This is a genomic window from Pedobacter jeongneungensis, from assembly GCF_000633455.1.
GTDB lineage: Bacteria > Bacteroidota > Bacteroidia > Sphingobacteriales > Sphingobacteriaceae > Pedobacter > Pedobacter jeongneungensis_A.
This window is the reverse complement of the sequence record NZ_AYMG01000004.1, coordinates 66,877-90,896: the sequence shown is the minus strand read 5'-3', so window position 1 is coordinate 90,896 and position 24,020 is coordinate 66,877. Positions and strand designations below refer to the sequence as shown.

Annotated in this window: 20 protein-coding genes; 19 read left to right on the top strand and 1 reads right to left on the bottom strand. The window is 38.4% G+C overall.

Going from position 1 to position 24,020, the window contains the following annotated elements; translation table 11 throughout:
* Nucleotide 1: 1 nt before the first annotated feature.
* From U859_RS0104455 to U859_RS0104430, 6 genes are all read left to right on the top strand, one after another.
* Complete coding sequence (locus tag U859_RS0104455; RefSeq protein ID WP_025142224.1) at nucleotides 2–772, top strand: thiazole synthase; 771 nt, start codon at nucleotides 2–4, stop codon at nucleotides 770–772.
* Nucleotides 759–1,883 (top strand): 2-iminoacetate synthase ThiH, encoded by a 1,125-nt coding sequence (thiH, locus tag U859_RS0104450; RefSeq protein ID WP_025142223.1) that lies wholly within the window; start codon nucleotides 759–761, stop codon nucleotides 1,881–1,883. The genes U859_RS0104455 and thiH overlap by 14 nt, the downstream gene beginning before the upstream one ends.
* Nucleotides 1,877–2,911, top strand: a complete 1,035-nt coding sequence (moeB, locus tag U859_RS0104445; protein WP_051584648.1) for a HesA/MoeB/ThiF family protein — start codon at nucleotides 1,877–1,879, stop codon at nucleotides 2,909–2,911. Before thiH ends, moeB begins: the two co-directional genes overlap by 7 nt.
* Before the next feature lie 163 nt (nucleotides 2,912–3,074).
* Entirely contained in the window at nucleotides 3,075–6,170 is a 3,096-nt protein-coding gene (locus U859_RS0104440; RefSeq protein WP_025142221.1) for a DUF6493 family protein, read from the top strand.
* Between the two features lies 1 nt (nucleotide 6,171).
* Complete coding sequence (locus tag U859_RS0104435) at nucleotides 6,172–7,500, top strand: SWIM zinc finger family protein (protein ID WP_025142220.1); 1,329 nt, start codon at nucleotides 6,172–6,174, stop codon at nucleotides 7,498–7,500.
* 779 nt (nucleotides 7,501–8,279) lie between these two features.
* Entirely contained in the window at nucleotides 8,280–8,831 is a 552-nt protein-coding gene (locus U859_RS0104430; protein WP_025142219.1) for a hypothetical protein, read from the top strand.
* A gap of 53 nt (nucleotides 8,832–8,884) precedes the next feature.
* On the opposite strand, the gene U859_RS0104425 is transcribed toward U859_RS0104430, so the two are convergent.
* Nucleotides 8,885–10,090 carry a hypothetical protein gene (locus tag U859_RS0104425; protein ID WP_025142218.1) on the bottom strand — a complete coding sequence of 402 codons (1,206 nt, stop codon included), beginning with the start codon at nucleotides 10,088–10,090 and terminating at the stop codon, nucleotides 8,885–8,887.
* A 365-nt stretch (nucleotides 10,091–10,455) separates the two neighbouring features.
* Between U859_RS0104425 and U859_RS0104420 the strand changes: the two genes are divergently transcribed.
* The 13 genes from U859_RS0104420 (at nucleotide 10,456) to U859_RS0104355 (ending at nucleotide 23,939) form a co-directional block, all read left to right on the top strand.
* Nucleotides 10,456–10,656, top strand: coding sequence for a hypothetical protein (locus U859_RS0104420; RefSeq protein ID WP_025142217.1), 201 nt, complete (start codon nucleotides 10,456–10,458; stop codon nucleotides 10,654–10,656).
* A 343-nt stretch (nucleotides 10,657–10,999) separates the two neighbouring features.
* A complete protein-coding gene (locus U859_RS0104415; RefSeq protein WP_240183006.1) occupies nucleotides 11,000–12,451 on the top strand; it encodes a tetratricopeptide repeat-containing sensor histidine kinase in 1,452 nt (483 codons plus the stop codon).
* 11 nt (nucleotides 12,452–12,462) lie between these two features.
* Complete coding sequence (locus tag U859_RS0104410; RefSeq protein ID WP_025142215.1) at nucleotides 12,463–13,128, top strand: response regulator transcription factor; 666 nt, start codon at nucleotides 12,463–12,465, stop codon at nucleotides 13,126–13,128.
* A gap of 1,384 nt (nucleotides 13,129–14,512) precedes the next feature.
* Nucleotides 14,513–14,845: a YegP family protein gene (locus U859_RS0104400; protein ID WP_025142213.1), complete on the top strand. Its 333-nt coding sequence runs from the start codon at nucleotides 14,513–14,515 to the stop codon at nucleotides 14,843–14,845.
* A gap of 11 nt (nucleotides 14,846–14,856) precedes the next feature.
* A complete protein-coding gene (locus U859_RS0104395; protein ID WP_025142212.1) occupies nucleotides 14,857–15,921 on the top strand; it encodes a type I restriction endonuclease in 1,065 nt (354 codons plus the stop codon).
* 625 nt (nucleotides 15,922–16,546) lie between these two features.
* Nucleotides 16,547–16,864: a hypothetical protein gene (locus tag U859_RS0104390; RefSeq protein WP_162799856.1), complete on the top strand. Its 318-nt coding sequence runs from the start codon at nucleotides 16,547–16,549 to the stop codon at nucleotides 16,862–16,864.
* A gap of 304 nt (nucleotides 16,865–17,168) precedes the next feature.
* Nucleotides 17,169–17,549 carry a DUF6232 family protein gene (locus tag U859_RS0104385; protein ID WP_025142210.1) on the top strand — a complete coding sequence of 127 codons (381 nt, stop codon included), beginning with the start codon at nucleotides 17,169–17,171 and terminating at the stop codon, nucleotides 17,547–17,549.
* Nucleotides 17,550–17,568: 19 nt separating this feature from the next.
* The gene (locus tag U859_RS0104380; protein WP_025142209.1) at nucleotides 17,569–17,952 is read left to right on the top strand and encodes a DUF6804 family protein; all 384 of its coding nucleotides are present in this window, start codon (nucleotides 17,569–17,571) and stop codon (nucleotides 17,950–17,952) included.
* Between the two features lie 32 nt (nucleotides 17,953–17,984).
* Nucleotides 17,985–19,313: a hypothetical protein gene (locus tag U859_RS0104375; RefSeq protein ID WP_025142208.1), complete on the top strand. Its 1,329-nt coding sequence runs from the start codon at nucleotides 17,985–17,987 to the stop codon at nucleotides 19,311–19,313.
* A 12-nt stretch (nucleotides 19,314–19,325) separates the two neighbouring features.
* A complete protein-coding gene (locus U859_RS0104370) occupies nucleotides 19,326–20,186 on the top strand; it encodes a hypothetical protein (RefSeq protein ID WP_025142207.1) in 861 nt (286 codons plus the stop codon).
* 55 nt (nucleotides 20,187–20,241) lie between these two features.
* Complete coding sequence (locus U859_RS0104365) at nucleotides 20,242–20,454, top strand: hypothetical protein (protein ID WP_025142206.1); 213 nt, start codon at nucleotides 20,242–20,244, stop codon at nucleotides 20,452–20,454.
* Nucleotides 20,436–20,963: a thermonuclease family protein gene (locus U859_RS0104360; RefSeq protein ID WP_025142205.1), complete on the top strand. Its 528-nt coding sequence runs from the start codon at nucleotides 20,436–20,438 to the stop codon at nucleotides 20,961–20,963. The genes U859_RS0104365 and U859_RS0104360 overlap by 19 nt, the downstream gene beginning before the upstream one ends.
* A gap of 333 nt (nucleotides 20,964–21,296) precedes the next feature.
* Complete coding sequence (locus U859_RS0104355; protein ID WP_025142204.1) at nucleotides 21,297–23,939, top strand: metallophosphoesterase; 2,643 nt, start codon at nucleotides 21,297–21,299, stop codon at nucleotides 23,937–23,939.
* Nucleotides 23,940–24,020 lie beyond the last annotated feature (81 nt).

The following is a 24,020-nucleotide window of genomic DNA, read 5'->3' as shown; positions in this document are numbered from 1 at the left end:
TATGTTAACTATAGCAGATCAAACCTTTAGCTCCCGCCTTTTTACCGGAACCGGAAAATTCAGTTCGGCAAAAGAGATGGAAAGTGCCTTAATTGCCTCGGCTTCCGAACTCGTTACCGTGGCCCTTAAGCGTGTAGATTTAAAAGATAAGGACGACGATATTCTTCATCACCTTAAATATCCGCACATCAATTTATTACCCAATACTTCTGGCGTGCGTAATGCAAAAGAGGCCGTTTTCGCCGCTCAACTGGCGCGCGAAGCCTTAGAAACCAATTGGATCAAGCTCGAAATTCACCCCGATCCCAAATACCTCATGCCCGACCCGATTGAGACCTTAAAGGCTACTGAAGAACTGGTTAAGCTTGGTTTTGTGGTGCTGCCTTATATCCATGCCGACCCGGTGTTATGTAAACGTTTGGAAGATGTGGGTACCGCAGCGGTGATGCCGTTAGGCTCTCCAATTGGCAGTAATAAGGGATTAAGAACGATTGATTTTTTAGAGATTATCATTAGCCAGAGCCGGGTGCCGGTAATTGTGGATGCAGGTATTGGCGCGCCATCTGATGCGGCTAAAGCCATGGAGATCGGCGCAGATGCTGTTTTGGTGAACACTGCCATTGCCATAGCTAAAGATCCAACCAATATGGCCATTGCCTTTAAACTGGCTGTAGAAGCTGGTAGAATGGCTTTCGAATCTAAATTAGGCGCGCAAACACACTATGCTGCGGCAAGCAGTCCACTAACCGCATTTTTAGATGAAGAGTTTTAACGAAATATTCGAATCATACAGTTGGGACGATACCAAAGCCAGTATTTATGATAAAACGGCTGCTGATGTAGAAAGAGCTTTGAGCAATACACAGCGGAATCTGGAGGATTTTAAAGCGCTGATTTCTCCCGCTGCACTGCCTTATCTTGAGGATATGGCGCAGATCAGTCAACGTTTAACTTTAGACCGCTTCGGCCGCGTAATCCAGATGTACATCCCGCTTTACCTCTCCAACGAATGTAATAATATCTGTACCTATTGTGGTTTCAGTTATGACAATAAGGTAAGGCGCAGAACGCTCAACCCAATGGAAATTATGCAGGAAGTGGCTGTAATTAAGGGTATGGGCTATGATCATGTGCTGCTGGTAACAGGTGAAGCTAATCAAAGTGTGCATACCGATTATTTTAAAAAAGTATTGGACTTGATCAGTCCGCATTTTGCCCATATTTCGATGGAAGTGCAGCCGCTGGATGTAGCCGATTATGAAACATTGATTCCACACGGCTTAAATACCGTATTGGTTTACCAGGAAACCTATCACCAGGACGATTACCGAAAACACCATCCAAAAGGCAAAAAATCTAACTTTATGTACCGCTTAGAAACTCCCGACCGTTTGGGGCAGGCAGGCATCCATAAAATGGGATTGGGCGTATTAATTGGCCTGGAGGACTGGCGTACCGATTCGTTTTTTACGGCCCTTCACCTATCCTATCTCGAAAAACAATATTGGCAGAGTAAGTTCAGTATCTCTTTCCCACGGTTACGCCCTTTTAGCGGTGGTTTAGAACCCAAAGTGGTGATGAACGATAAAGAATTGGTACAACTGATTTGTGCTTACCGCTTATTTAACAGCGAAGTAGAACTCTCTATTTCTACCCGCGAAACGCAGGCATTCAGAAATCAGGTAATTAAATTGGGGATCACGGCCATTAGTGCGGGTTCTAAAACCAATCCCGGTGGTTACGAAGTAGAACCTCAATCATTGGAGCAGTTCGAAATATCTGATGAACGTTCGGCACAGGAAATTGCAGCGATGATCAGAAAACAAGGTTATGAGCCAATTTGGAAAGATTGGGATATGAGTTTGATCAGTAAATCATGTTAGTAAAAGAAGAACTGAGCCGCTATAACAGGCAGATGATTTTGCCAGAATTAGGCTTAAAAGGACAAGAAAAGTTAAAAGCCACCAAAGTATTGGTTATTGGTGCCGGCGGATTAGGCTGTCCGGTATTGCAATATTTGGCCGCAGCTGGGGTCGGAACAATCGGAATTGTAGATGATGATGTGGTAGAACTGAGCAACCTGCACCGTCAGATTTTATATAACCATACCGATATAGGTCTGCCTAAGGCAAAAACTGCTGCAGCAAAACTTAAATTGCTTAATCCGCATGTAGGTTCCATTGCCTATCACGAACGCTTTACCGCTGATAACGCCATAGCTATTTGTCAGGATTATGAGCTGGTGATCGATTGTTCTGATAATTTTACCACCCGTTACCTCGTAAACGATACTTGCGTGAGTTTAGATAAAACACTCATTTTTGGCTCCGTTTTACAGTTTGAAGGTCAGGTTGCGGTGTTTAACCATCATGGCGGTGCAAATTACCGGGATCTTTATCCAACACCACCAACTGAAAACATCAACTGTGTGGAAGGCGGAGTAATAGGAATTTTGCCTGGAATAATCGGTTTATATATGGCCAACGAAGCGATTAAACTGATCTGTGGAATAGGCGAAACCCTTTCGGGAAAATTAATGACCATCGATGCATTGAACAATATGGTGCTCGTATTTAAAATTGCTCAGGAAAAACAACTGGAAATAGTTAAAAAAGAAGCTATAATTGAAACTACAAAAGAAATTGATAAAATAACTTTAGATCAATGGCTTTCAAAATCTTCTGATGAAATTTTTCTGATTGATGTTCGTGAAGATTATGAACATGAGGAAGGGAACATTGGTGGAGTGAATATTTCCTTATATGAATTAACAGCTTCTCTTGAAACCATTCCAAAGAATAAAAAACTGGTATGTTATTGCCAAACCGGGCAACGGAGCAAAATGGCAGTGCAATTATTGGAGAGAGTTTATGAAGGGGAAGTGTATAGTTTGATCGTTTCCTTAGGTTAATCGGTTAACTATGGCAGGGCACTCACCTATCGGCGCCAAACTTTAGCCGTCTAACTTAATTGATTTAGTACGAACCTAAAACTTCTCTATTTTAGAAAAAATTGAATAGTTTAGCTAACTATACAATTATCGTATCTCAAATTCTAAAAATAGTGCTTCCGGCATGAAAAAACACCTTAAATATATTGATGGTAGCTCTGACAAATTCTGGCAGATCGAAGTACTCAACAATAGTTATACCGTCACTTACGGGCGAAATGGAACAAGCGGTACCTCGCAGGTTAAAAGTTTTGATGATGATGTTCAATGCTTAAAAGCTGCGGAGAAACTGCTAAACGAAAAAATAAAAAAGGGTTACTCCGAAACAGGAGAGGTGATAATTAGCCAGAGCATATCATCATCGAAGAATAGCGATAGTAAAAAAACTGAAGAAATTCTAGCTGCCTACGATGCCATTTTAGAAGAGAAAAATCTTGCAGCACTTTTACCATTTCTCCAGGAAAATACCAAAGGAAATATTGAAGTCCTTAAAAAGCATATCAGGGCTAAAAAGCGTTACTGGATGTCGTTTGTTGATCTAACCAACGAGCCCCAGTTTAAAGGAAAAAATTATAGCTGGGGGACCAGGGGCGATGAAAAAATAAAGGAGATAATCACCCTTACGGCGATAGGTATAATGAGTAAAACAGACATTATGCCCTGGGATGAAGCTTTCGATATATTTGCCCAGGTTGAAAGAAAGAAAACTATTTTAACACTACTAGAGTGGGTGCAACCCGATTGGATTAATGATTATTTGCTCGATAAAATAAAAAAGAATGAGTGGCGGGGTTTCAGTTACCAAACCCTGCGGTTTTTAGAAAGCAATGGTTTAATAACCGTACGGGATGAACTTTATGCGCTATGTTTGGCTAACTATAACGAATATACAGCAAAGTTAAAATCAAGGGATTTTATCGGGTACATTTTAAATGATGAGCTGGCTTATAAACGCGACGTGCCCAATTTGTACAATTATGAAACAGGTTTACAGAACGTTCATTTCAGAGACAACGATACGCAGCCTTATAACCACTTTTCTGTTTGGGAAATTATTTATAATACCCTGTTAAAGGAAGGGAAGTTAAACCGGCAGGAGTTTATAGAACAATCGATTTTAATCCAGACCAAGGAATGGAACAATAACCTTAAATCTTTTTATCGCAAAAGATTAATCGATTTAAATCCAAGCCCTGAAGAACTTCTTGTTAATCAGGAGTATATTTTTGCCTGTTTGCAATATGCGTATGCACCTGTTGTTAACGGGGCTATGGAACTGATTAAACAGATTTATGGGGAGAAAAAATTTAATGTAAATTCTTTTCTCGATTGGCTCGAACCGCTAATGATGAGCAATGATAATAAAACTGCCATTAAAAATGTCTTACCTGTTTTAGAAAAACTCAATAAATTTCATCCTAAATTAAATAAAAAAATTACGTCGCTCATTGCCGATGTTTATGTGGTACCCGATCTTAACCTACAGGAAAGGGCAAATAAACTGCTATTAAAAATTGCGGCTCCAAAAGATGAAGCGCTGCGCGATAAATTATCGGGCTACGCAGCACTCATGCTGGGTAATGTGCGTACTGGATTAAGCAATTTGTTAAGTACAGATGATCTTCTGCCTGCAAATGATGATTTAGAAACTTATCATTTTGAACCAAAAGAGGAGCTGGTATTAAATGAAGCGGTTGTATTACCTCAAGATTGGAATGACATTATTTACCTCTTCGGAAAATTTATTGCTTCAGAAGAAATAGCAGATGGCGAAATACTGTTAAATACCTACATCACACAAAAACATCTATTCCCGGCCGATTATGCTAAACAACTAGCACCTTACGGACAGCAAGTTGAAAAAAAATATTTTGAGAGTATTCATAAAAATTACATCAGCATATTTCTACGCGAAAAAATAAAAAATATTGATTCAGTTTTTACCATAGCGAAAAGCACCTATCACAAAATAAACACACTTTTGCTCATCAGGCCTTATTTAGATCTCGTGCAAAAGAGAATGGCTGGCAATACCGCTTTGCCCATGCTATCATTCCCTAGTCATTACCCACATTGGATAGCTCCGAAAGTACTTTTAGAAAGATTAATTGCTTATCAGCAAAATGGGGAAGAAATCCATCCACTCGATTTAACAATCGCCATAGGCCGGATGCCACGCAAACAGGTAGACGAAGCTACCCCTTTATTAAACAAGCTTACTGGAGAGCTTAAAGCTTTAATGGCTTTTTGCCTGCGCGCCACTAAAGAGATTGTTTTCAAATCGGATAACATGTTTAATAAACTGTTAACTAAAATCAATAATACAGCAGATGCAAGCCTTAAAAGTGTGTGGGCAGTAGCAGCACGTACTTATTATCCTGTGGAAACTTTTATGGAATTTAAGAATACATATCTTAAAGATCATCCTATGGCTGTATCACCTTTTAAACCGGAGGTCAGGATCAAAGAACACTGGAATGAGTATATGAATTACCAGACAAAGAAAAAGGAAAGATCACCTTCCTGGTATGCGATAGAGTTTGATTCTCCTGTTTATAACGGTCAAAATGGATATTTCCTTTTCAGTTTAGACATTTATGGCAGAAAAAATAGCTGGGAATACATGACAAGTGGCGAGGGAAATATTTATTACTGGAACAGCCTGATGCCGCAGAACAACGATGCATTGAGCTGGTTTGTTTTACGATCGGCATGTGTACATGCCAGTGGTGGGGTACAAGAATTAAAGGGTTTTCTAAATGTAACCAATGGTAAAGGTTTCCGTTTTTCTAATATTTCTATGCTTGTTTTTGCCTGTATGTTTTTTATGGATAAGAAAGAGATCAGGTTAATGGCTTCTGAGGTGCTGATCAATCTCATTGAAAAAAGAAACATTGATATCGAACTTTTTGCCATTAAACTGGCGTATCTGGCTTCGAACAAATATGGAGCATTTTTACGCCTGGTAGAAAGTATCAGTGCATTGAAAGATGTTTCTGCTTTGCATAATTCGGCTTTCCTGCAATTGGTCGAAGCCATTTTTAAACACCTGGTTGTATCCGAAAAACTTCCGGTGAATTTTAAAAAACTGGTTGAGCATTATATCGATATCCTTCACAAAACCAAAGAACAACCTTCGGCCGCAGCAATTAATTTTTTCGAAAGATGGAAAGATAATGCTTCTCTTAAAGGTTTAATTAAACAAATCATCAAGGCTTAACATGACCGATCTGCAATACAATTATAATGGGCTTTCTACTTTTACCAAAACAAAAGGGATAAATAATCTGGTTTTGGCCCATCAAACTGAAATAGAATCTGTAAACAGTATCCCCTGCTTTTTTTGGGGCAATTTAACCGATCCTTATATTACAGCTAAGTGCTGGAGCACCATTGCTAAAGTGGTAAGATCAAGCTTTGGACCAATCCCTCCAAGCCTTCGCGATCCCATAGTTACCGCTGGTACCGAACGCATCAGGTTCGAAGGTTTTTCCTCATGCAATGGCGTATACGTTAGACTCGATATGAAACCCGAATCCATCGAGGGTGAATTTATTGCAAATGGTACTACTAACGTCGATTTTAACGATCCGATGTTAAATGCCCTGAACAGTATTCAGAAAAACGAAAAAGTAACCCTGGCCGTTGGTCAGCAGGAAGTACAGGTAATTACCACAAAAAGCAAAGTAGTAGAAAAAAAGGTAACGCTGCCAACCCGTTGGATTAAAGGTTTAACCAGTGTACAGCTTTACCTTGCCGATATGGAGCTAAAGTTTGAGCTAAATAAGATACAAACCATACAGCTTTTCCAAAATATGCCGAAAGGAACGGTTAAAGGCGATTTTTTCATTTCCAAAAGAGCTGGTAAATTTATGTTTTCAACTCTGGCAACTGCTGATGCTGTGCGTATAGGCGGTTTACACCGTCTGCGTTTATTGGATGGGGTTTTGGCCATTGCCGATAAGGTTTACATTTACGAATCGGCCGATAAGCAAACAGTGGCTTTTGTATACGAATTTGTTAAAATGCAATTGCTGATGGCTTTCTCTCCTGATGCATACCGCGGATTTTCGGGTGAAGGTAAGGCACTTGAACAGATGACGGAAAGCTTACCGGTTGAGTGGGTATATGGACTGAATAGTTTACTTAAAGCAAACGAAAATTTCGATCCTACCTTACTCTCCATAGAGCACGATATCGATTTTGGTACAATGGACCAGCTTACTTCAAGTTTATCATCTATTGGTTTGCTTGGTTACGATGTTGTAGGCAGAAGCCACTTTTACCGTCAGCTTCCTTTTAAAACCAAAAGGATTTTAAGTTTAAACCCCCGACTTAAAAATGCCAAAAAACTGATTGATGAACAGCAGGTTCAGATCCTAAAAAAAGAAAACGATTATATCGAAGCCCAGGTTAAGGGAACAGGTGTAGAGCATAAAGTGGTTATTAATCAGCAGGGCTATCGCTGTACCTGTGAGTGGTTTACAGCTTATCAGGGCAAAAGAGGCATCTGTAAACACATTCTCGCAGTAAAGATAGTTGCCGGATAGCTATCTGATATTAGCTCATTTAATCGCAATTTCGCAGCGCCTGGGTGCGGAGAACACAAAGCTGGTGGCTATTTTTGCGCCATTAACTTCTAACCCCGGTCTTCTGACTTTCGGACTCCTTGCATTTTTTTACCACAGAGACCACAGAGAAAAAGCACAGAGAACACAAAGCTGGTGGCTATTTTTGCGCTATTAACTTCGGACCCCGGTCTTCCGATTTTCGGCTCTTTGCATTTTTTTACCACAGAGACCACAGAGAAAAAGCACGGAGAACACAAAGCTGGTGGCTATTTTTGCGCTATTAACTTCGGACCCCCGGTCTTCTGACTTTCGGACTCCTTGCTTTTTTTTCCACAGAGACCACAGAGAACACAAAGCAGGTGGCTATTTTTGCGCTATTAACTTCGGACCCCGGTCTTCCGACTTTCGGACTCTTTGCATTTTTTTACCACAGAGACCACAGAGAAAAAGCACGGAGAACACAAAGCTGGTGGCTATTTTTGCGCTATTAACTTCGGACCCCGGTCTTCGGACTTTCGGACTCCTTGCTTTTTTTTACCACAGAGACCACAGAGAACACCAGGCTAGTTGGTTATCTTAATGTGCTTAACCTCTTAATGTTAAAAACATCTTTTGTAAACCAACTCCAGACTTCCGACTCTGAATTGATCAATCGGTTAATCCACTCCAGACTCCCATCTCCCTGCTCCCAACTTAAAAACGGCTCAATCTTTGCTCCTACCGAAGCTTAAATTTAATAAGGAAAACCCATTTAGATCATGAACAAATTACAAGCACTATCCCAAAAATCAAGATTCGCTATTTTAATTCTCCTAACTCTTTTTTTCTCCGCCTGTTCCGAAACCCCTGAACGTTTCTTCGACATTGCCATCCTGAACACCAATATGATCAACGATTTTGCCAGCGTCGATCTGGCCCGTCATATTAACGATGAAACCAAAGAATACCAGGATATTCCATCCAGTAAAAAGAAAGGCGACGAAGCTGCGGTTAGCCTCAATAACAAAATATTATACCTCGAACAATCGCTCGAAAAAGTGAAAAAACTTTCGGCTTCAGGAGAAGAAGAAAAAGAAATTAAAGCCCTCTCCCAGCAATTATATGAGCTCGTTATCCCTGTTTATAAAAACGAATACCTGGCTTACGCTAAATTGTGCGATAGTAAAGGCAGCCAAACAGCTAAAGATGAAATCATTAAGAATATCGATGAAAAATACGGAGCTCGTTTCGAACAACATTTTAATGCGTTAATGGAAAAAGGCAAGATATATGCCCAGGAGCACAATATCCAGGTAAACTGGGGAAAATAAAACTATTCTTAACCTTTAAAACAGACCTTTATAGCCCAATAGTAACTAAGTTATTATTGGGCTATTTGTTTTAGTAAATCCTGAATATGACTATTGCTTGTTTCATTCTGATTGCCAACTTTAATTTTCTTTTTGGTCTTACTGGCTCCGATACCGCAAAGACTTACAAAAAGAGCTGCACATAAAAACCATACTAAACGGGTAAGCATATACCTGTAATTGGAAGTGTACTTGGTTAAAATCGTGTTAGTAAGTGGTTTTAATACCCTTTGTATATCTTGAGGATAGGCACCGCTATCGGTAAAAAACTCATGGTCTTTTACAAAACCTTTATACCATACTTTGCCTAACGAATAGGTGGTGAGGGTATCGGGTAAATTAATTTTTCTTTGATGCTGTAATTTTTTTAGATCTAAGGGAATTATAGTAACCCCATTTATTTGTGCATTACATTTTACCGGCTCGTAATGATCCTCATTCCAATACATACATTTCTCATCTTCTTTTGGCATTCGAACTGAAGCGATACTAGTTTCCCAGGCCACAAAAGAAGTGGTTCCAATCAATAGCAAAATGACACAGGAAATGGTGATGTAGCGGGTTGAGAAGAGACGGACATATTCTGGTTCAGGAAAATCGACTTTAGTATCTTCTTTTTCCTTTTCTTTTATATCAATAAGTTGACCGGTAACACCCATATCAGTTGTTTCAACAATGGAATCCTTTACTTCTTCAACTATGTCGTCTTGTTTATTTTCTCCTTCGTCTTTATTTATTTTTTCATTTTCAGGATTCTGAGTACCGTCACCGTTTCCACCTGTTATCGTAGTAAGTGTTTCACCTATTTTAACATCAGTTGTATCGATAACTTCTTCTATATCTGATGGCTTGTCTTTATAAAAACTTGTATAATAAGATGTACTTGGTCTAGGCTGGAAATCTATTAACCATGCCAAAAGTTCAGCATACCTCAGCCCATACTTCGGTACACCTCCTTTTAAAATTTTTGGCATTTGTTTAAATTTTTCTGCTAAAGAATTCTCAAGAACAGTAAGATACCCTTTATCCTTATCTACTCCTTTGAAAAATTGTTTGAATATCTCGTCATCTTTAGGATCACGTTCTCTTTCTCGATAAATAATTAAACATTCTTCGCGTACATTTCCAGGAGTTGGATCCAATAAATTTGACGAAAGACTGCCTTCTCTCTTTTTCTTTTGATAGGCATCAAATACAACTTTTCTATACTCTTCGGGCATTTTTCAAAAATTTAGTCGTAAAAATAAGACGGAATTTCCGGAATTTTTACGGTTAACCGGAATTCTAACGGAATGACAGGAACGAACGGAATCTTTTGATAACTAGCGATTTGAAGCCCCCATATTTGTATCGTTGATCAGCACAGGCGGCGATTCATTATCAAAGCTAAAATAAAAAACTGATTAATAAAAGAGTAGAAATCGCGGTCGTTATTAGCCGGTTTGGGAAGCAGTTATTAGCTCCCGCGACAGACACTCACCACTTCCCAAAAATTTCAGAAGGCCTTCTGATTTACAGTTTGTAGCAACCCCCACGCATGGGGCGTGGGGAACTACGTGTACATCACTTTTTAAATTTTTGAATCATGTTTATTCCACTTTTTATTGCCATATTATTAGGCTTTGTAAGCCCATCGAATACAAGTAGCAACTGTACCCACAATGACGGTACAACGGTAACCACTAACAGTAATACCCCTGGCGATCCAGGTAATGACCCGGGTAACGACCCTGGTGGTGATGATACAGGTGGTGAGGGCTCACATGTTCCGCCAAAAAATCCATAGTTGGCAATCATCTGATATTATAAACTATCTCGATTATTAACAAGTAAGGCAGCAAATGTTGCCTTACTTTTTTGTTTATAAAACTATCCCGAAATATCTAAGCAAAAACTATCCTGTTTTTTTATATTTGAATAAATAATTACTCTCGCTCTTGAAAAAAACATACATTCTCTTATTTTTTATTTTGGTTGTATTTGCTTGTAAGAAAAAAAGCAGCACCCAAGCACTTGTTAAAAACCAAAATTTTGAGAGAGCAGAATCATTTTTTTTTAAAAATAATGACTCTGCATTTTATTACTTCAACAAAGTAACTACTACTGCTCAAGATAGCTTACAAGTGGCCATGGCTTATAATTACATGGCAGTGATACAATCAGATGCCGGAGATTATTTTGGAGGGCAGGAAAGCTTAACATTATCATTAAGGTTTTTAAATGAACAAAAACAAACTGACCTTGCCTGTATTGCTTCTAATTATAATGAACTGGGATTAAATAGTACATATTTCAAGAAATATACCGATGCCATAAATTATTACAATTTGGCACTAAAGTTTTGTAGAAACGAGGCATATAGATTACGATTCCTCAATAATAAAGCATTAGCATATCAAAAAAGTGGAGCCTATTCAAACGCAATCGATATTTACAGTGAAGTTCTGAGAAAAATCCGGGACAAGAAAGAATACGCAAGAGTACTTTCTAATGCGGCAAAAGCTAAATGGCTTCAAAATCCAAATTATAATGCGATAGCAGATTTATCAAAAGCATTGCAGATTCGCTATTCAGAAAAGGATGAGTGGGGGCAAAATGCCAGCTATGCACATCTTGCTGATTATTACGAAAAGAAAAAACCTGATTCAGCATTTAATTATGCGCAAAAGATGTATTTAATTGCAACAAAACTTAATAGTCCTGACGATCGGCTCGAAGCACTCCAGAAATTAATCAAACTTAGTCCGGCTGCGGCAACTAAACAGTATTTTCAAAAGTACCAAAAAATTGACGATAGTTTGCAAACCGCCCGCAGCGCGGCTAAAAACCAATTTGCACTTATTCGTTACGACACAGAAAAAAGCAAAGCCGATAATCTTGTGCTGCAAAAAGACAATGAAGGCAAAAGGTATCAGATCATCATACTCATCATTGGTATTCTTTTACTCACTATCGCTGGTACCCTTTGGTATAAAAAAAGAAAACAAAGATTAGAACTTGAAGCTCAAAACTCCATCCGTGAAAATAAACTCAAAACCTCTCAAAAAGTACACGATGTAGTTGCCAACGGATTGTACAGGATCATGAATAAACTCGATAATCAGGAAAGCTTAAAAAACAATCCTATTGTTAACGAAATAGAAGAACTTTATGAGCAATCGCGTGATCTCTCTTACGAAAAGCCAAAATCGAAAAACCAACCTTTTAACGAAAAAATATCTGAGCTGTTAAAATCCTTCGCTTCCGAAAATACAAGGGTAATACTTGTCGGAAATTCAGCTCTGTTATGGAAAAAAGTATCCGAACAGGCGCGGGAGGAAATAGAACATATCCTTCAGGAACTGATGGTAAATATGGGCAAACATAGCCAGGCAAGTGATGTGGTGATCAAATTTGAACAGGCCCAACGAAAAATAAATATCTATTATACCGATAACGGTATAGGCATTTCGGGTGAAGTGCAGCCTAATAATGGACTCACAAATACGGGAACCCGTATTGATGCAATTGGTGGTACAATTACCTTTGATACCAGAGTTGAAAAGGGGCTTAAAATCCAAATCTCTTTTCCGGTTTCCTAATTGTATGATATATGTTTAAAAGAATACTTATTGCCGAAGATCAAGAAACGCAGAATATTTCGCTACAAACAACCTTAGCTGATCTGAGTATAGAAAAACCCGAATACGTTTATTATTGTGATGATGCACTTACCTGGATAAAAAATTCCATCAGAGCAGAACAGCCTTATGACTTGTTAGTTACTGATCTATCCTTTGTAGAAGACCATAATAAACAAAGAATTGCGGGTGGTGTTGAACTTATACAAGCTGCGAAAAAAGTACAACCCAGTTTAAAAATCCTTGTATTTTCTGTCGAAAATAAATCTGCTGTAATCGATATGTTATTTAAAGAATTGCATATTGATGGTTATGTGCGAAAAGCCCGTCACGATGCCCAATACTTAAAACTGGCCATAAACGCCATCTATAACGATAAAAAATACCTTTCGCCTGATTTAAAACTGGCCAGAAAAGAAAATAATTCGCACGATTTTACAGACCTGGATATCGCCATCATTTCTCAATTGGTTGATGGAACACCCCAGAAAAACATTCCTTATTACCTGCAGGAAAACAATATTAAACCCTCTGGGCTCAGCAGCGTTGAAAAGCGTTTGAATTTGATGAAAGAGGTACTCGGTTTCTCCAAAAACGAACAACTGATCGCTTACTGTAAAGATGTAGGGATAATTTGATGAGTCCTAAGTCTTCAGTCCATAGTCTGGAGTCAATTGATTTCAGTTAATTCCGCGCGCTTGTCATCCTGAGGGATAATTTATTGCATAAAAATCGATATTGATGACAGACAAATCCTAGCGCAATGATAAGCCGCCAAATTCGTCATTGCGAGAAGGCTTTTTCAGCCGACGAAGCAATCTTACAACGATAGCTATCGGATGACGGGCGTGCTAATGGATTCTGTCAATGGTAGCATAGTTGAAGGATCTTTTGAGATGGAAAGTGAATCTTAGCCAATTAACAAGCGCTGTGCTCTCCGTGTCCTTCTCCATGGTTCTCTGTGGTTAAAAAAAAGGGCTTGTCATCCTGAGGGATAATTTATTTTATAAAAATCAATATAAATGACATTTTTTTTGCGAATGGTAGGTTGCGAGAGATCGTCATTCCCAACTCGATTGGGAATCGTAATGCCTTGGTAGGGTTTGTAGGTTGCATTAAGATTCCCGCATGCGCGAAGAATGACGACCGCGCTATTGAAGTCTGCCAATGGTAGCATAATCGAAGGATCTTTTGAGATGGAAAGTGAATCTTAGCCATTTAACAAGTGCTGTGCTCTCCGTGCCTTCTCCATGGTTCTCTGTGGTTAAAAAAAAGGGCTTGTCATCCTGAGGGATAATTTATTTTATAAAAATCAATATAAATGACATTTTTTTTTGCGAATGGTAGGTTGCGAGAGATCGTCATTCCCAACTCGATTGGGAATCGTAATGCAAGCGCTTTAAGATTCCCGCCTGCGCGGGAATGACGGCCGTGCTAATGGATTTTGCCAATGGTAGCATATTTGAAGGATCTTTTGAGATGGAAAGTGAATCTTAGCCATTTAACATGCGCTGTGCTCTCCGTACCCTTCTCCATGGTTCTCTGTGGTTAAAAAAAGCGCTTGTCATCCTGAGGGATAATTTATTTTATAAAAATCAATATAAATGACATTTTTTTTTGCGAATGGTAGGTTGCGAGAGATCGTCATTCCCAACTCGATTGGGAATCGTAATGCCTTGGTAGGGTTTGTAGGTTGCATTAAGATTCCCGCCTGCGCGGGAATGACGGACGTGCTAATGGATTTTGCCAATGGTAGCATAATCGAAGGATCTTTTGAGATGGAAAGTGAATCTTAGCCATTTAACAAGCGCTGTGCTCTCCGTGCCCTTCTCCATGGTTCTCTGTGGTTAAAAAAAGCGCTTGTCATCCTAAGCGGAGTCTAAGGATCTGTGATAAATAGGGCTAGTGTTTGGATCAGTTAACCAATTTCAACAATTAACCAGTTAACCCACCTCACTACGGTTTCCCGTAAGGATCCACCACATTCCCCTCATAATTTTGAGCAGCTAAAAAAACTTAACTATGGGAAAATTTATCATTACTAAAAGAACAAACGGCGAATACCAGTTTAACCTTGAGGCATCAAACGGCAGGGTTATCCTTACCAGTGAGGGGTACACTGCAAAAGCATCTTGCCATAAAGGCATCGAATCTGTAAAAACCAATGCCCCAACCGATACCAGGTACGATAGAAAAGCCGCCAAAAATGATTCATTCTATTTCAATTTAAAAGCCGCAAATGGCGAAATTATCGGTACCAGTCAAATGTACAGCACTGCCGAAACGCGTGATAACGGCATTGAATCGGTTAAAGAGAACTCGCCTAATGCATCAGTAGAAGACGAAACCATTTAATGCAAAAAGTTATGGATCTTAAATTAAAGTTAGAACAGCTGCATCAGCGTGTGGTCGGGTTAAAAGATCAGATCAATACTGAGGAAGCCACCAAAAATGCATTTGTAATGCCCTTTATCCAAATCCTTGGTTATGATATTTTTAATCCAACAGAAGTAATACCCGAACACATCTGCGATATCGGCACCAAAAAAGGCGAGAAAGTAGATTACGTGATCCGTAAAAACAATGAGCCCATCCTCATTTTTGAATGTAAACACTGGAAAGAAAGTGCCGACGCCCATAATTCGCAGTTGCATCGCTATTACCACGTTTCAAAAGCCAGGTTTGGTGTATTAACCAACGGTACGGTTTATAACTTTTACGCCGATCTGGAAAAGCCAAATATTATGGACGAGAAACCTTTCCTCACCATCGATATTGAAGACCTGAAAGATAATGCCATTAAGATCCTCGAAAGTTTTACCAAAAACGAATATAATTTAGAAACGATCCTCGATTCGGCCGAAGGTTTAAAATACATCAAAGCTATCAGGAAGGAATTTGAAAAAGAGATCGACAACCCCTCCGACGAAATGGTGAAATTATTGGTGAACCGGTTTTTCGACAAACCACTCACGGCAAACCGGATGATTGCTTTTAAAGAATACGCCAAAAAAGCCCTGGCCATTTCCATTAACGAATCGATCAGCGACCGTTTGAAATCCGCCCTGAATATCAACGAGAAAATCGAGAAAAAGGAAGAGGGTAAAGTAATTCCTGTTGTCGAAGATCCTGAGGCTTCAAAAATTGTAACCACAGAGGAAGAGTTGGAAGCTTTCCAGATTGTAAAAGCCATTTTGCGCGAAAAGATTCCTTCGGCACGTATTGCAGCCCGCGATACGCAATCTTACTTTGGTGTATTGCTGGATGACAATAACCGCAAACCAATCTGCAGGTTCCATTTTAATACCGCCAATAAATACCTCGAAACTTTTCAGAACGGAAAGGATGCGGGCGAGAAAAAACAGTTGTTTAGCCTTGATGAGCTTTATAACTACAGGGATCAGCTCCATCAAACCATAGCGAATTATTAATTAAACGCTCCACGCTCACAAAATGCAGGGGTTGCTTTTTGGCCTGTTTTGGGAGCAGGACAGGGCGACCTCTCATTTTAAATACGCAAACGCTCCGCGATTTGTCATCCTGAGGGATAATTTATTGTATAAAAATCGATAGAGATGACAGTGGCTTTTTTTAAATTAATATGCTTAGAAGGGTCGTCATTGCGAGAAGGCTTTTTCAGCCGACGAAGCAATCTTACAACGGTCGCTACCAGCGTGCGCATTAAGATTGCTTCGTGCCTATTAATGACGCCCCTTTTTATTTAAATCTATCCTTGGTAGCGGAGTCGAAGAATCTTTTAAATAACTATTAACATTTTCAACCATATAAGAAATATAAGATCATTTAAGCTTGCGAAACCCTCACCGCTCACCGTCATTTCGACCGTAACCTGTCCCGAATTCGGGAGCAGAGAAATCTATATCACATAATTTAATACCTCTGTGATCTCCGTATCTTATCTCAGTGGATCTCTGTGGTTAAAAAGCGCTCGTCATCCTGATCCGATAGCTATCGGATGAAGTTGAAGGATTACCCTAAGGTTAGCCGTAAAGAATCCGTTTCTAGCCTGAATACCTTAGCGCTATGAAAAACCTGATGATACTGCTGTTAATCACCTCCGCGATAGCAACCGCCCATGCACAGAAAATTTTAACCTATCAGTTAATGGAACCGGGTTTTAACACCAAAGTAATTAACGGAACCATCAGCGAAGTTTACACCACCAAACGTTATGGAAAAACATTCTGGTGGCTATGCATCGGGAAAGATACCATTATCCACGTATGGCCCAGGCACCTCGATACCGCCACCATGAAAACCGGCATTACCCGAACATTTACCTCTGTTAAACGCCTGGATAACAATTGGTGGAAGAAAGAAAAATCGGAAGATTATATGAAGCCGAAGGAATAATTTGTGATGATTCGCCATTTTGAGGAGGCTTTTTCAGCCAAGAAAGCAATCTTAAACTATAGGTTTCGATAGGTCGTCATTTCGACCGCAGTGGAGAAATCTGCTGAGAAAATATAGTCATACTTCTTTTACTGTTCACTGTGATTTAAGTTTTGTTTAACTGTTTGATATTTAGTGTTTTTTAATGTCTGTTTAGATTGCAGGTATCATGAAAATAGTTTTTTGCGTTACGGGTTCCCGTAAGGTTTAGGGCTTGGGCTTGTATACTTTTGATCAACAAACTCAAACACTCTTATAACTAAACATGGAAACACAATTACAAAATGAAGTAACATTTTATCAAGATGTAAATGTTACGGTTACTCAATCGAGGTATGTTACCAATTCAAAAACTTATGCAATGCGGAACATATCTTCTGTCCATATTTTTGAAATCGTAAAAAGTAAAGCAGCGCCAGTTTTGATGATTATTACGGGAATACTAATGCTTTTTGCAAATGACATACGGATTTTAGGTTTTATTGTGCTGGCTGTAGGTATTTTAATCCTGACCCTCAATAAAAATGAATTTACAGTAAGGATCAGTACAAATGCCGGAGAAGTGAACAGTATTGTTTCGAAAGACAGATTATATGTTCAGAATATTGTAAGTGCACTTAATGAGGCAATTGTATTCAGAGGTTAAAACATTCAATTCCCTAATTATGAAAGTTTTTCTTGTTATCTGTGCCCTCTGCTGTTTCGTAGCTATACTAAAATTACCTATCGAATATTACACCTTTCTGAGAACAATAGTTTCGCTGGGAGCCTTACTGCTTATTTACGTTTGGACAAAACAAAAAAACTACGCTTTAACAGTTGTTTTTGTTATCATACTCATCCTTTTTAATCCCCTGTTCCCCGTTTACCTGCATAGAAAAAGCATCTGGATCCCACTTGATATCATCACCGGGCTCTTGTTTTTAATCTTTGCCTTTTATAAGAAAAGTGAACCTGCAAAACAAGAAGAAAAAGCGACTGAAATTTTACCCGTTCAAAAAACATACTCCAGAGACCGGATTGTTTCGGCAAAAAGAGAAATACACTAATCACATCATAAATCAAACTAAAACTTAATGTTATGATTGCCCAAATAGAAGAATTTTTTAACCCAAAAACAGCCGATCCGCCTCAGGATGAAAATGTAGAGATTAAGGAGCCGGCTTCCGAAGAAACAGAGGAGGTAAGAAAAAGAACTTACCACGAAGCGGGTTTCAGAGATGGATCGAGAAACAGTGGTAGTCCGCTGGCACTTTCGATATGTTTGAACGCCATTTACGCCAGGTTCCAAAATGAAGAAAAGGAATTGGTAGAAAAGCAGCAACTGGCCAAAGAGCCCTATATCAACGAGCAGAAAACTAAAGAAACCGAAATAAAAACACTGGTCATCAGTAAAGAAAGTAAGGAACAGCAGATTAACAAGGTAGAAACCGATATCAGGGAGGTAAAGGATAATATTGAAGAGTTGAAATTCGAAATTAACGACCTGCCCCGGAATCCCGAAAAATACCACATCAGTGCTTCAAAAGGTGCTTCAAGCAAATTCTGGATCGGTTTAATCATCCTCATGCCTTTAAGCCTGTATTTATTTACCTTTTATATTTCTACCTCTTATTCTGCCTTTTTTAAACCCTTCGATGCCACCAGCACCATCATCATGAATGTGCTCGATTCGAAAGCTTTTGAAAAGGCCTGGCACGATGGTTCGCTCGAAGGTGCTTTTGTAACCTTTATCCCTTTTGTGTTTTTAGGACTGGGTTATTTAATACACATGTTCGGAGAGGTTAAAAGCATTGGGAATTACATTAAAATCGGTCTGTTGTTACTTACCACTTTTGTTTTCGATGCCATTTTGGCTTACCAGATCGAAGAAAAGATTTACGAGCTAACCAAAACGTTTAATACACCTGAATTTAATATCCCTATTGCCTTTGGCAAAATCCAGTTCTGGGGAATCATCTTTGCCGGTTTTGTGGTGTACCTCATCTGGGGTGTGGTATTCGATTTTATCATGAAGGAACACCGCGAGAAAGATAAAATAAAACACGAACAGTTTCGGAGGAAAAAAGACATCCAGATCCATCAGGATAGGATAAGCGATATTGAAATTCAAAAAGCAAAATTAATAGAAGAACTTAGCGGCATCAAGAAAAGTTCGCTCGAAGCTCAGGGGCGCATTGCTACCCTTCAGAACATCATCGATGCCGTAATTATCCCTACTAAAGAATATGTATTATATGCTTCTGAGTACATGCAGGGCTGGATTACATTCGTTAATGAAAAACTCCGCATTTCCCAACACGAAAAAATTGTTCTTCAAACTGAATGTATGGAAACTTATCACGAAAACCTTAAAAGTGTAGGCGCCAGCGAAGATTCGCAAAATTCTGTTTATGTCACTACTTTATAACCATCAGGCATCATGAAGTCAACATTACTAAACATATTACTGCCGCTCTTAATTACAGCTGCTTTTGCGAGAGAGGGTAAAGCCCAGCCAGCGCAACAGAACCTTAACATCAGCTTTTTACTCGATTTATCAGACAGAATAGATCCTAAAAAGAATCCTGATCTTTATCAAAGAGACTTAGGCTACATAAAATCGATAGAAACAGCTTTTGTAAACCATGTAAAAGGGAAAAAGATGATGCTTTTGAACGATCAGATGCAGGTTTTCTTCGATCCAATACCTAAAATTCCGAATATCAATCTGCTGAGTCAACAGTTAAAAGTCAGTTTTAATCCAAAAACAAGTAAAAAAGACATCTTAAGTGTGGATAACTCGTACACACAGATCTCTGCAAAAATCTATCAGCATACTATTAAATATGGTCATTATGTAGGCTCCGATATCTGGAAATTTTTCAAAAACAATGTTCAGGATTATTGCATTAAAGATCAGCATAGAAATATTTTGATTATCCTAACCGATGGCTACATGTACCATCAAGACAGTAAGTTTTTAGATAATGGAAAAAGTTCTTACATCACACCGGCATTTATCCAGGCAAAAAAGCTCACCTCCGCTGATTATAGGGCGATCATAAAAAAGAACAATCTTGGTTTTATCCCTGCAACCGGCAATTTGCAAAACCTCGAGGTTATTGTATTAGGCATTAATCCGTCAAAGCAAAGCCCATACGAAGAAGATATAATTAAACAGTATTGGACAGATTGGTTCAAAGCCATGAAAGTGAAAAAATACTATTTAAAAACGGCTGATCTGCCTGCCAATTTAGCACCTGTACTACAAGAAATTATTTCAGGAGGTAATAAATCATAACCAATCCACCACTAAAGTTAAAATAGCATAACTCATTTAAAATCATCCCCTCATCATGAAAACACTCTCGCTACTCATCTTCTTCTTTGCTAACATTATTACCTGCAAAGAAAGTACAACCGTATACATCTGCAACAGTCCGAATGCAAAAAGATACCATAACAGCTCCAGTTGCAAAGGCTTAAGTAACTGTACTTATAAAATTGTAAAAGTGGATATCGAAAAAGCCAAAAAAGACGGCAAAACATTATGCGGCTGGGAAAAGTAAGCCTGCTGCTGTTGTTGCTCACGCTTCAGTCCTGCTTCATCCGGCCAGCTGGAAATAAAGGCATTAATTATAGTAATCTTGTTTTTACGGCAAGGGTCATCCGCATTTTAGATGGAGATACCATGGAAGTATTGTATCAGGACCAGCCCGTTAAAATCCGTTTGGCACATATCGATTGCCCCGAGAAACGTGGCCACCAGCCTTTTGGTACCAAAGCGAAACAAGCCCTTTCCGATCTCTGTTTCGGACAAATGGTTACTGTGCAGGGCCAAAAATACGACCGCTATAAAAGATTGATTGCTGTAGTGATTAACGATAAAAAACAGGTGCTTAATCAGGAAATGGTTAAACTGGGTATGGCCTGGCATTTTAAAAAGTACTCCAGCGATCCGCTTTATGCGCAACTGGAAATGACCGCCAGGAAAAATAAAATAGGATTATGGGAGGAAGCAGATGCGGTAGCGCCATGGGAGTGGCGGAAACCGCGGAAGCAGTTGTTAAATAATTAAGATTTTGGAAAACTCGAAGTAGCTATAGCCCTTTCTAACCTCAGATCAATTAATATTTAGGTCGAGGCTATCTATGGATTAGATATTCCCTTAAGCTTTTATAGTGTAGCTGTCTAATTCGACTATTGAACCACCCTTACCAACTTATTGAGATTTTCCATTGAAATTAAATTTATACAAGTTGAAATATTTAATCTGACTTATGGGAAGAATGTAAATACATACATATATTCATTTAAAACTCAGGGGTCCGAGATCGAATTAAACTGTAGCTTACCTTTTTATACTATATAGTATTGTTTACATTTGAGGATACTAATTATTAAACTAAATATGAAGATTATCCAACTTTCTGATATACACTTATCCAACAGTAATTTGACTAACCTTCAAAATTATTTTATGGAAGCTCTTTTATCTGATTTGAAGGCTGAGCACCTTAAAAAGCCGATCGATGTTATTATTTTTACCGGAGATTTGGTTGACAAAGGAGGAGATTCTTTAGGAACTGACCCCTATCAAATCTTTGAGCAAGAAGTGATTTCTCGTTTGGCATTAGGGCTAGGTATTTCCAATTCGCAAATATTAATGATACCAGGAAATCATGACATTGAGCGACAAAAGGTAGAGAAACATTCGGAATATTATTTAGCTGAAAAACTCGATAAGGATATGGCTAATACCTATCTAAATGATATGAAAGATGAATTCAATACTTACAATGAGCGTATTAAATTATTTAAAAATTTTGAAAAAAAATTTCATTTATCTACTCCTGATTATTTTTACTCAAATAATGAATCTGTAGCGATACTTAGTGATGGAGAAAACAAAGTTGGATTAGTAATGATCAATGATTCTTGGAGGTGTTCTGTGGATCTAAAAAAAGAACAGCATTTTATTGGAATAAACCAACTGTTCAACGCAAAAAAACGGTTTGCAGCTCAGCATACGAAACTAAATATTGCACTTTTTCATCACCCACTAGAAGCAATAAATAGTGCGGAGGCAGAAGAAATTGAAGCAATACTTAAAGCCCAAGATTTTCATGTTGCTTTTTTCGGGCACAGTCACAAGTACCGTGCAGAATCTGTGCATTCAGCTAATGGAGGATTTCTCACAATCAACGGACGTTCTGCTTTCAATAATTCAAAGGAAATTTCAAGTGTTTTTCAGCCTGGGTACATCGTACTTGACGTAGATGTTGATCACCAAACTTATGAAATTCAAGCTAGAAAGTTTATCCTCAATGGATATCGTTTTGACAAAGATACTGATTCTCTTCCCAATGGTTGCCATTCAGGAAAGCTTCCTATAAAAAATCGATATTACGAACTCGCAGAGCAATCAAATAATGATGATAAAAATTTACCGGACAGCTATACTGCAGATGTGGATCGTATTGTCAAACTTCTTATTGGCAAATCCCTTTATCCAAATCCTTATATTTTTATCAGAGAGCTAATCCAAAATTCAGTAGACGCGTGCAATCGTGTAAAGCAAGTTCATACGCACTTATCCCCTAAAATTATTATTAGTCTGAATACGACTGAAAATTATATCGAAGTGCTTGACGAGGGAGATGGGATGTCTAAAGAAGTTCTTAAAAATCACTTTTCGGTAATCGGAAAGAGTATTAGTCAAGAGTTTAATGATAATACAGGAAATTTCAGTTTAATATCTAAGTTTGGTATTGGATTCATTAGCACATTTATCGTTGCTGATAAAATCCAAATTTCAACCAAACACGAAATGGATGAACAAGTTACGTTTAAGATAAAAAATGTCTTTAAAGGATTTGAATATTCTCAGTCGAATTTGGAAAATCGTCTTCAGACAACTGGCACAATTGTGAGAATCTATCTCAAACAGGGATATATACCTCAAGTTGCATTTAGTCAAGCGATGCATTATTGTCGCCATATTGCGAATTTGGAATGTTACCAAAATGGTTCTAGAGTACAAAAACACGAGAGTTGGAATATTGAATCATGTTTATATACAGAGGTTCAGACAAATGACCGTTATGAATTAAAGTTGGGCCTATCTCCTCATGCCATTAATCTGATAGCATCAAATAGTGGTTTTATTATTACAGATTTACCATTGCCAATTATTCCTTATAAATTCCCATATATCATTGGTGGAGAAATTAATTTTAAGCCAGGCGGAATTGATTTTGACGTTTCAAGGAGTAACGTCATGCCTTCAGAGAAAGCTTCTGCGTGTCAAAAAGAAATCTCTATATTGCTCAGAAAATTTTTTCGTCAGGCTTTGGAAAGTGAGGGTAGTAATATCAAGCAAGTTGTTGTCAGCTACCTTCAGCACTATTTACAATTTTACGAACAGGATAAACAGCAAATGTATGCAACCTATGCTGATTTTTATTCGAAAAATGAACTCTTGGATTTGTGTGCAAAAAATACGATGGTTGTTTATCAGAGTATTCAAATGAGTTTGGCATCCGCTATTTCAACAATGAAATTACTGAAGTTGGACACCATTTTTACTACAAATCAAGTGGGGCTTAATGATTATCAAATTATCTTAAAGCAATACTTGGAAAATAAAGGCTTTATAGTCGTTAGAAATCAAACAATAAGTGTGCAACTGCGGCACGCTGCTCCGCAAGGTTCATTGGATCAGGTGCTTAGGTTAATTGGGGAGATACATGGTGTATTGGTAAAAGACCTATCTGCTGTTGATTCTAGTTTTTTAGTCGATATGAAGATGGACAAAAAGCAGTTTCCAGAATCATTGGTGAAATGCATTAAAAAGATTGAAGAGATCTATAGGTTATCTGTCGAAATAGGTCCTTTTAATAAACATAATAAGCCATCCGTTGCAAACGGGAAAGATTATTTTTTAAATTACGACCATGATTCTTTTCAATCTATGCTGAATCAACAGACAGAATTGCAAGGGGAAATATTATACACTTATCTTTTGGGACTTCTAGGATTAAAACTTCAATAAGAATATGAGCAATTATTCTTGAAGACATTCATCTTATAGCTAGATTTCATTCTAAGAGAATGATAGGTTTATACAAAATTT

Coding starts and splice junctions, on each gene's coding strand:
- U859_RS0104355 (WP_025142204.1), top strand. CDS start 21,297: ATGAAGATTATCCAACTTTCTGATATACACTTATCCAACAGTAATTTG.
- U859_RS0104395 (WP_025142212.1), top strand. CDS start 14,857: ATGGATCTTAAATTAAAGTTAGAACAGCTGCATCAGCGTGTGGTCGGG.
- U859_RS0104410 (WP_025142215.1), top strand. CDS start 12,463: ATGTTTAAAAGAATACTTATTGCCGAAGATCAAGAAACGCAGAATATT.
- U859_RS0104360 (WP_025142205.1), top strand. CDS start 20,436: ATGCGGCTGGGAAAAGTAAGCCTGCTGCTGTTGTTGCTCACGCTTCAG.
- U859_RS0104385 (WP_025142210.1), top strand. CDS start 17,169: ATGGAAACACAATTACAAAATGAAGTAACATTTTATCAAGATGTAAAT.
- thiH (WP_025142223.1), top strand. CDS start 759: ATGAAGAGTTTTAACGAAATATTCGAATCATACAGTTGGGACGATACC.
- U859_RS0104400 (WP_025142213.1), top strand. CDS start 14,513: ATGGGAAAATTTATCATTACTAAAAGAACAAACGGCGAATACCAGTTT.
- U859_RS0104365 (WP_025142206.1), top strand. CDS start 20,242: ATGAAAACACTCTCGCTACTCATCTTCTTCTTTGCTAACATTATTACC.
- U859_RS0104415 (WP_240183006.1), top strand. CDS start 11,000: ATGGCTTATAATTACATGGCAGTGATACAATCAGATGCCGGAGATTAT.
- U859_RS0104455 (WP_025142224.1), top strand. CDS start 2: ATGTTAACTATAGCAGATCAAACCTTTAGCTCCCGCCTTTTTACCGGA.
- U859_RS0104440 (WP_025142221.1), top strand. CDS start 3,075: ATGAAAAAACACCTTAAATATATTGATGGTAGCTCTGACAAATTCTGG.
- U859_RS0104420 (WP_025142217.1), top strand. CDS start 10,456: ATGTTTATTCCACTTTTTATTGCCATATTATTAGGCTTTGTAAGCCCA.
- moeB (WP_051584648.1), top strand. CDS start 1,877: ATGTTAGTAAAAGAAGAACTGAGCCGCTATAACAGGCAGATGATTTTG.
- U859_RS0104425 (WP_025142218.1), bottom strand. CDS start 10,090: ATGCCCGAAGAGTATAGAAAAGTTGTATTTGATGCCTATCAAAAGAAA.
- U859_RS0104380 (WP_025142209.1), top strand. CDS start 17,569: ATGAAAGTTTTTCTTGTTATCTGTGCCCTCTGCTGTTTCGTAGCTATA.
- U859_RS0104390 (WP_162799856.1), top strand. CDS start 16,547: ATGATACTGCTGTTAATCACCTCCGCGATAGCAACCGCCCATGCACAG.
- U859_RS0104430 (WP_025142219.1), top strand. CDS start 8,280: ATGAACAAATTACAAGCACTATCCCAAAAATCAAGATTCGCTATTTTA.
- U859_RS0104435 (WP_025142220.1), top strand. CDS start 6,172: ATGACCGATCTGCAATACAATTATAATGGGCTTTCTACTTTTACCAAA.
- U859_RS0104370 (WP_025142207.1), top strand. CDS start 19,326: ATGAAGTCAACATTACTAAACATATTACTGCCGCTCTTAATTACAGCT.
- U859_RS0104375 (WP_025142208.1), top strand. CDS start 17,985: ATGATTGCCCAAATAGAAGAATTTTTTAACCCAAAAACAGCCGATCCG.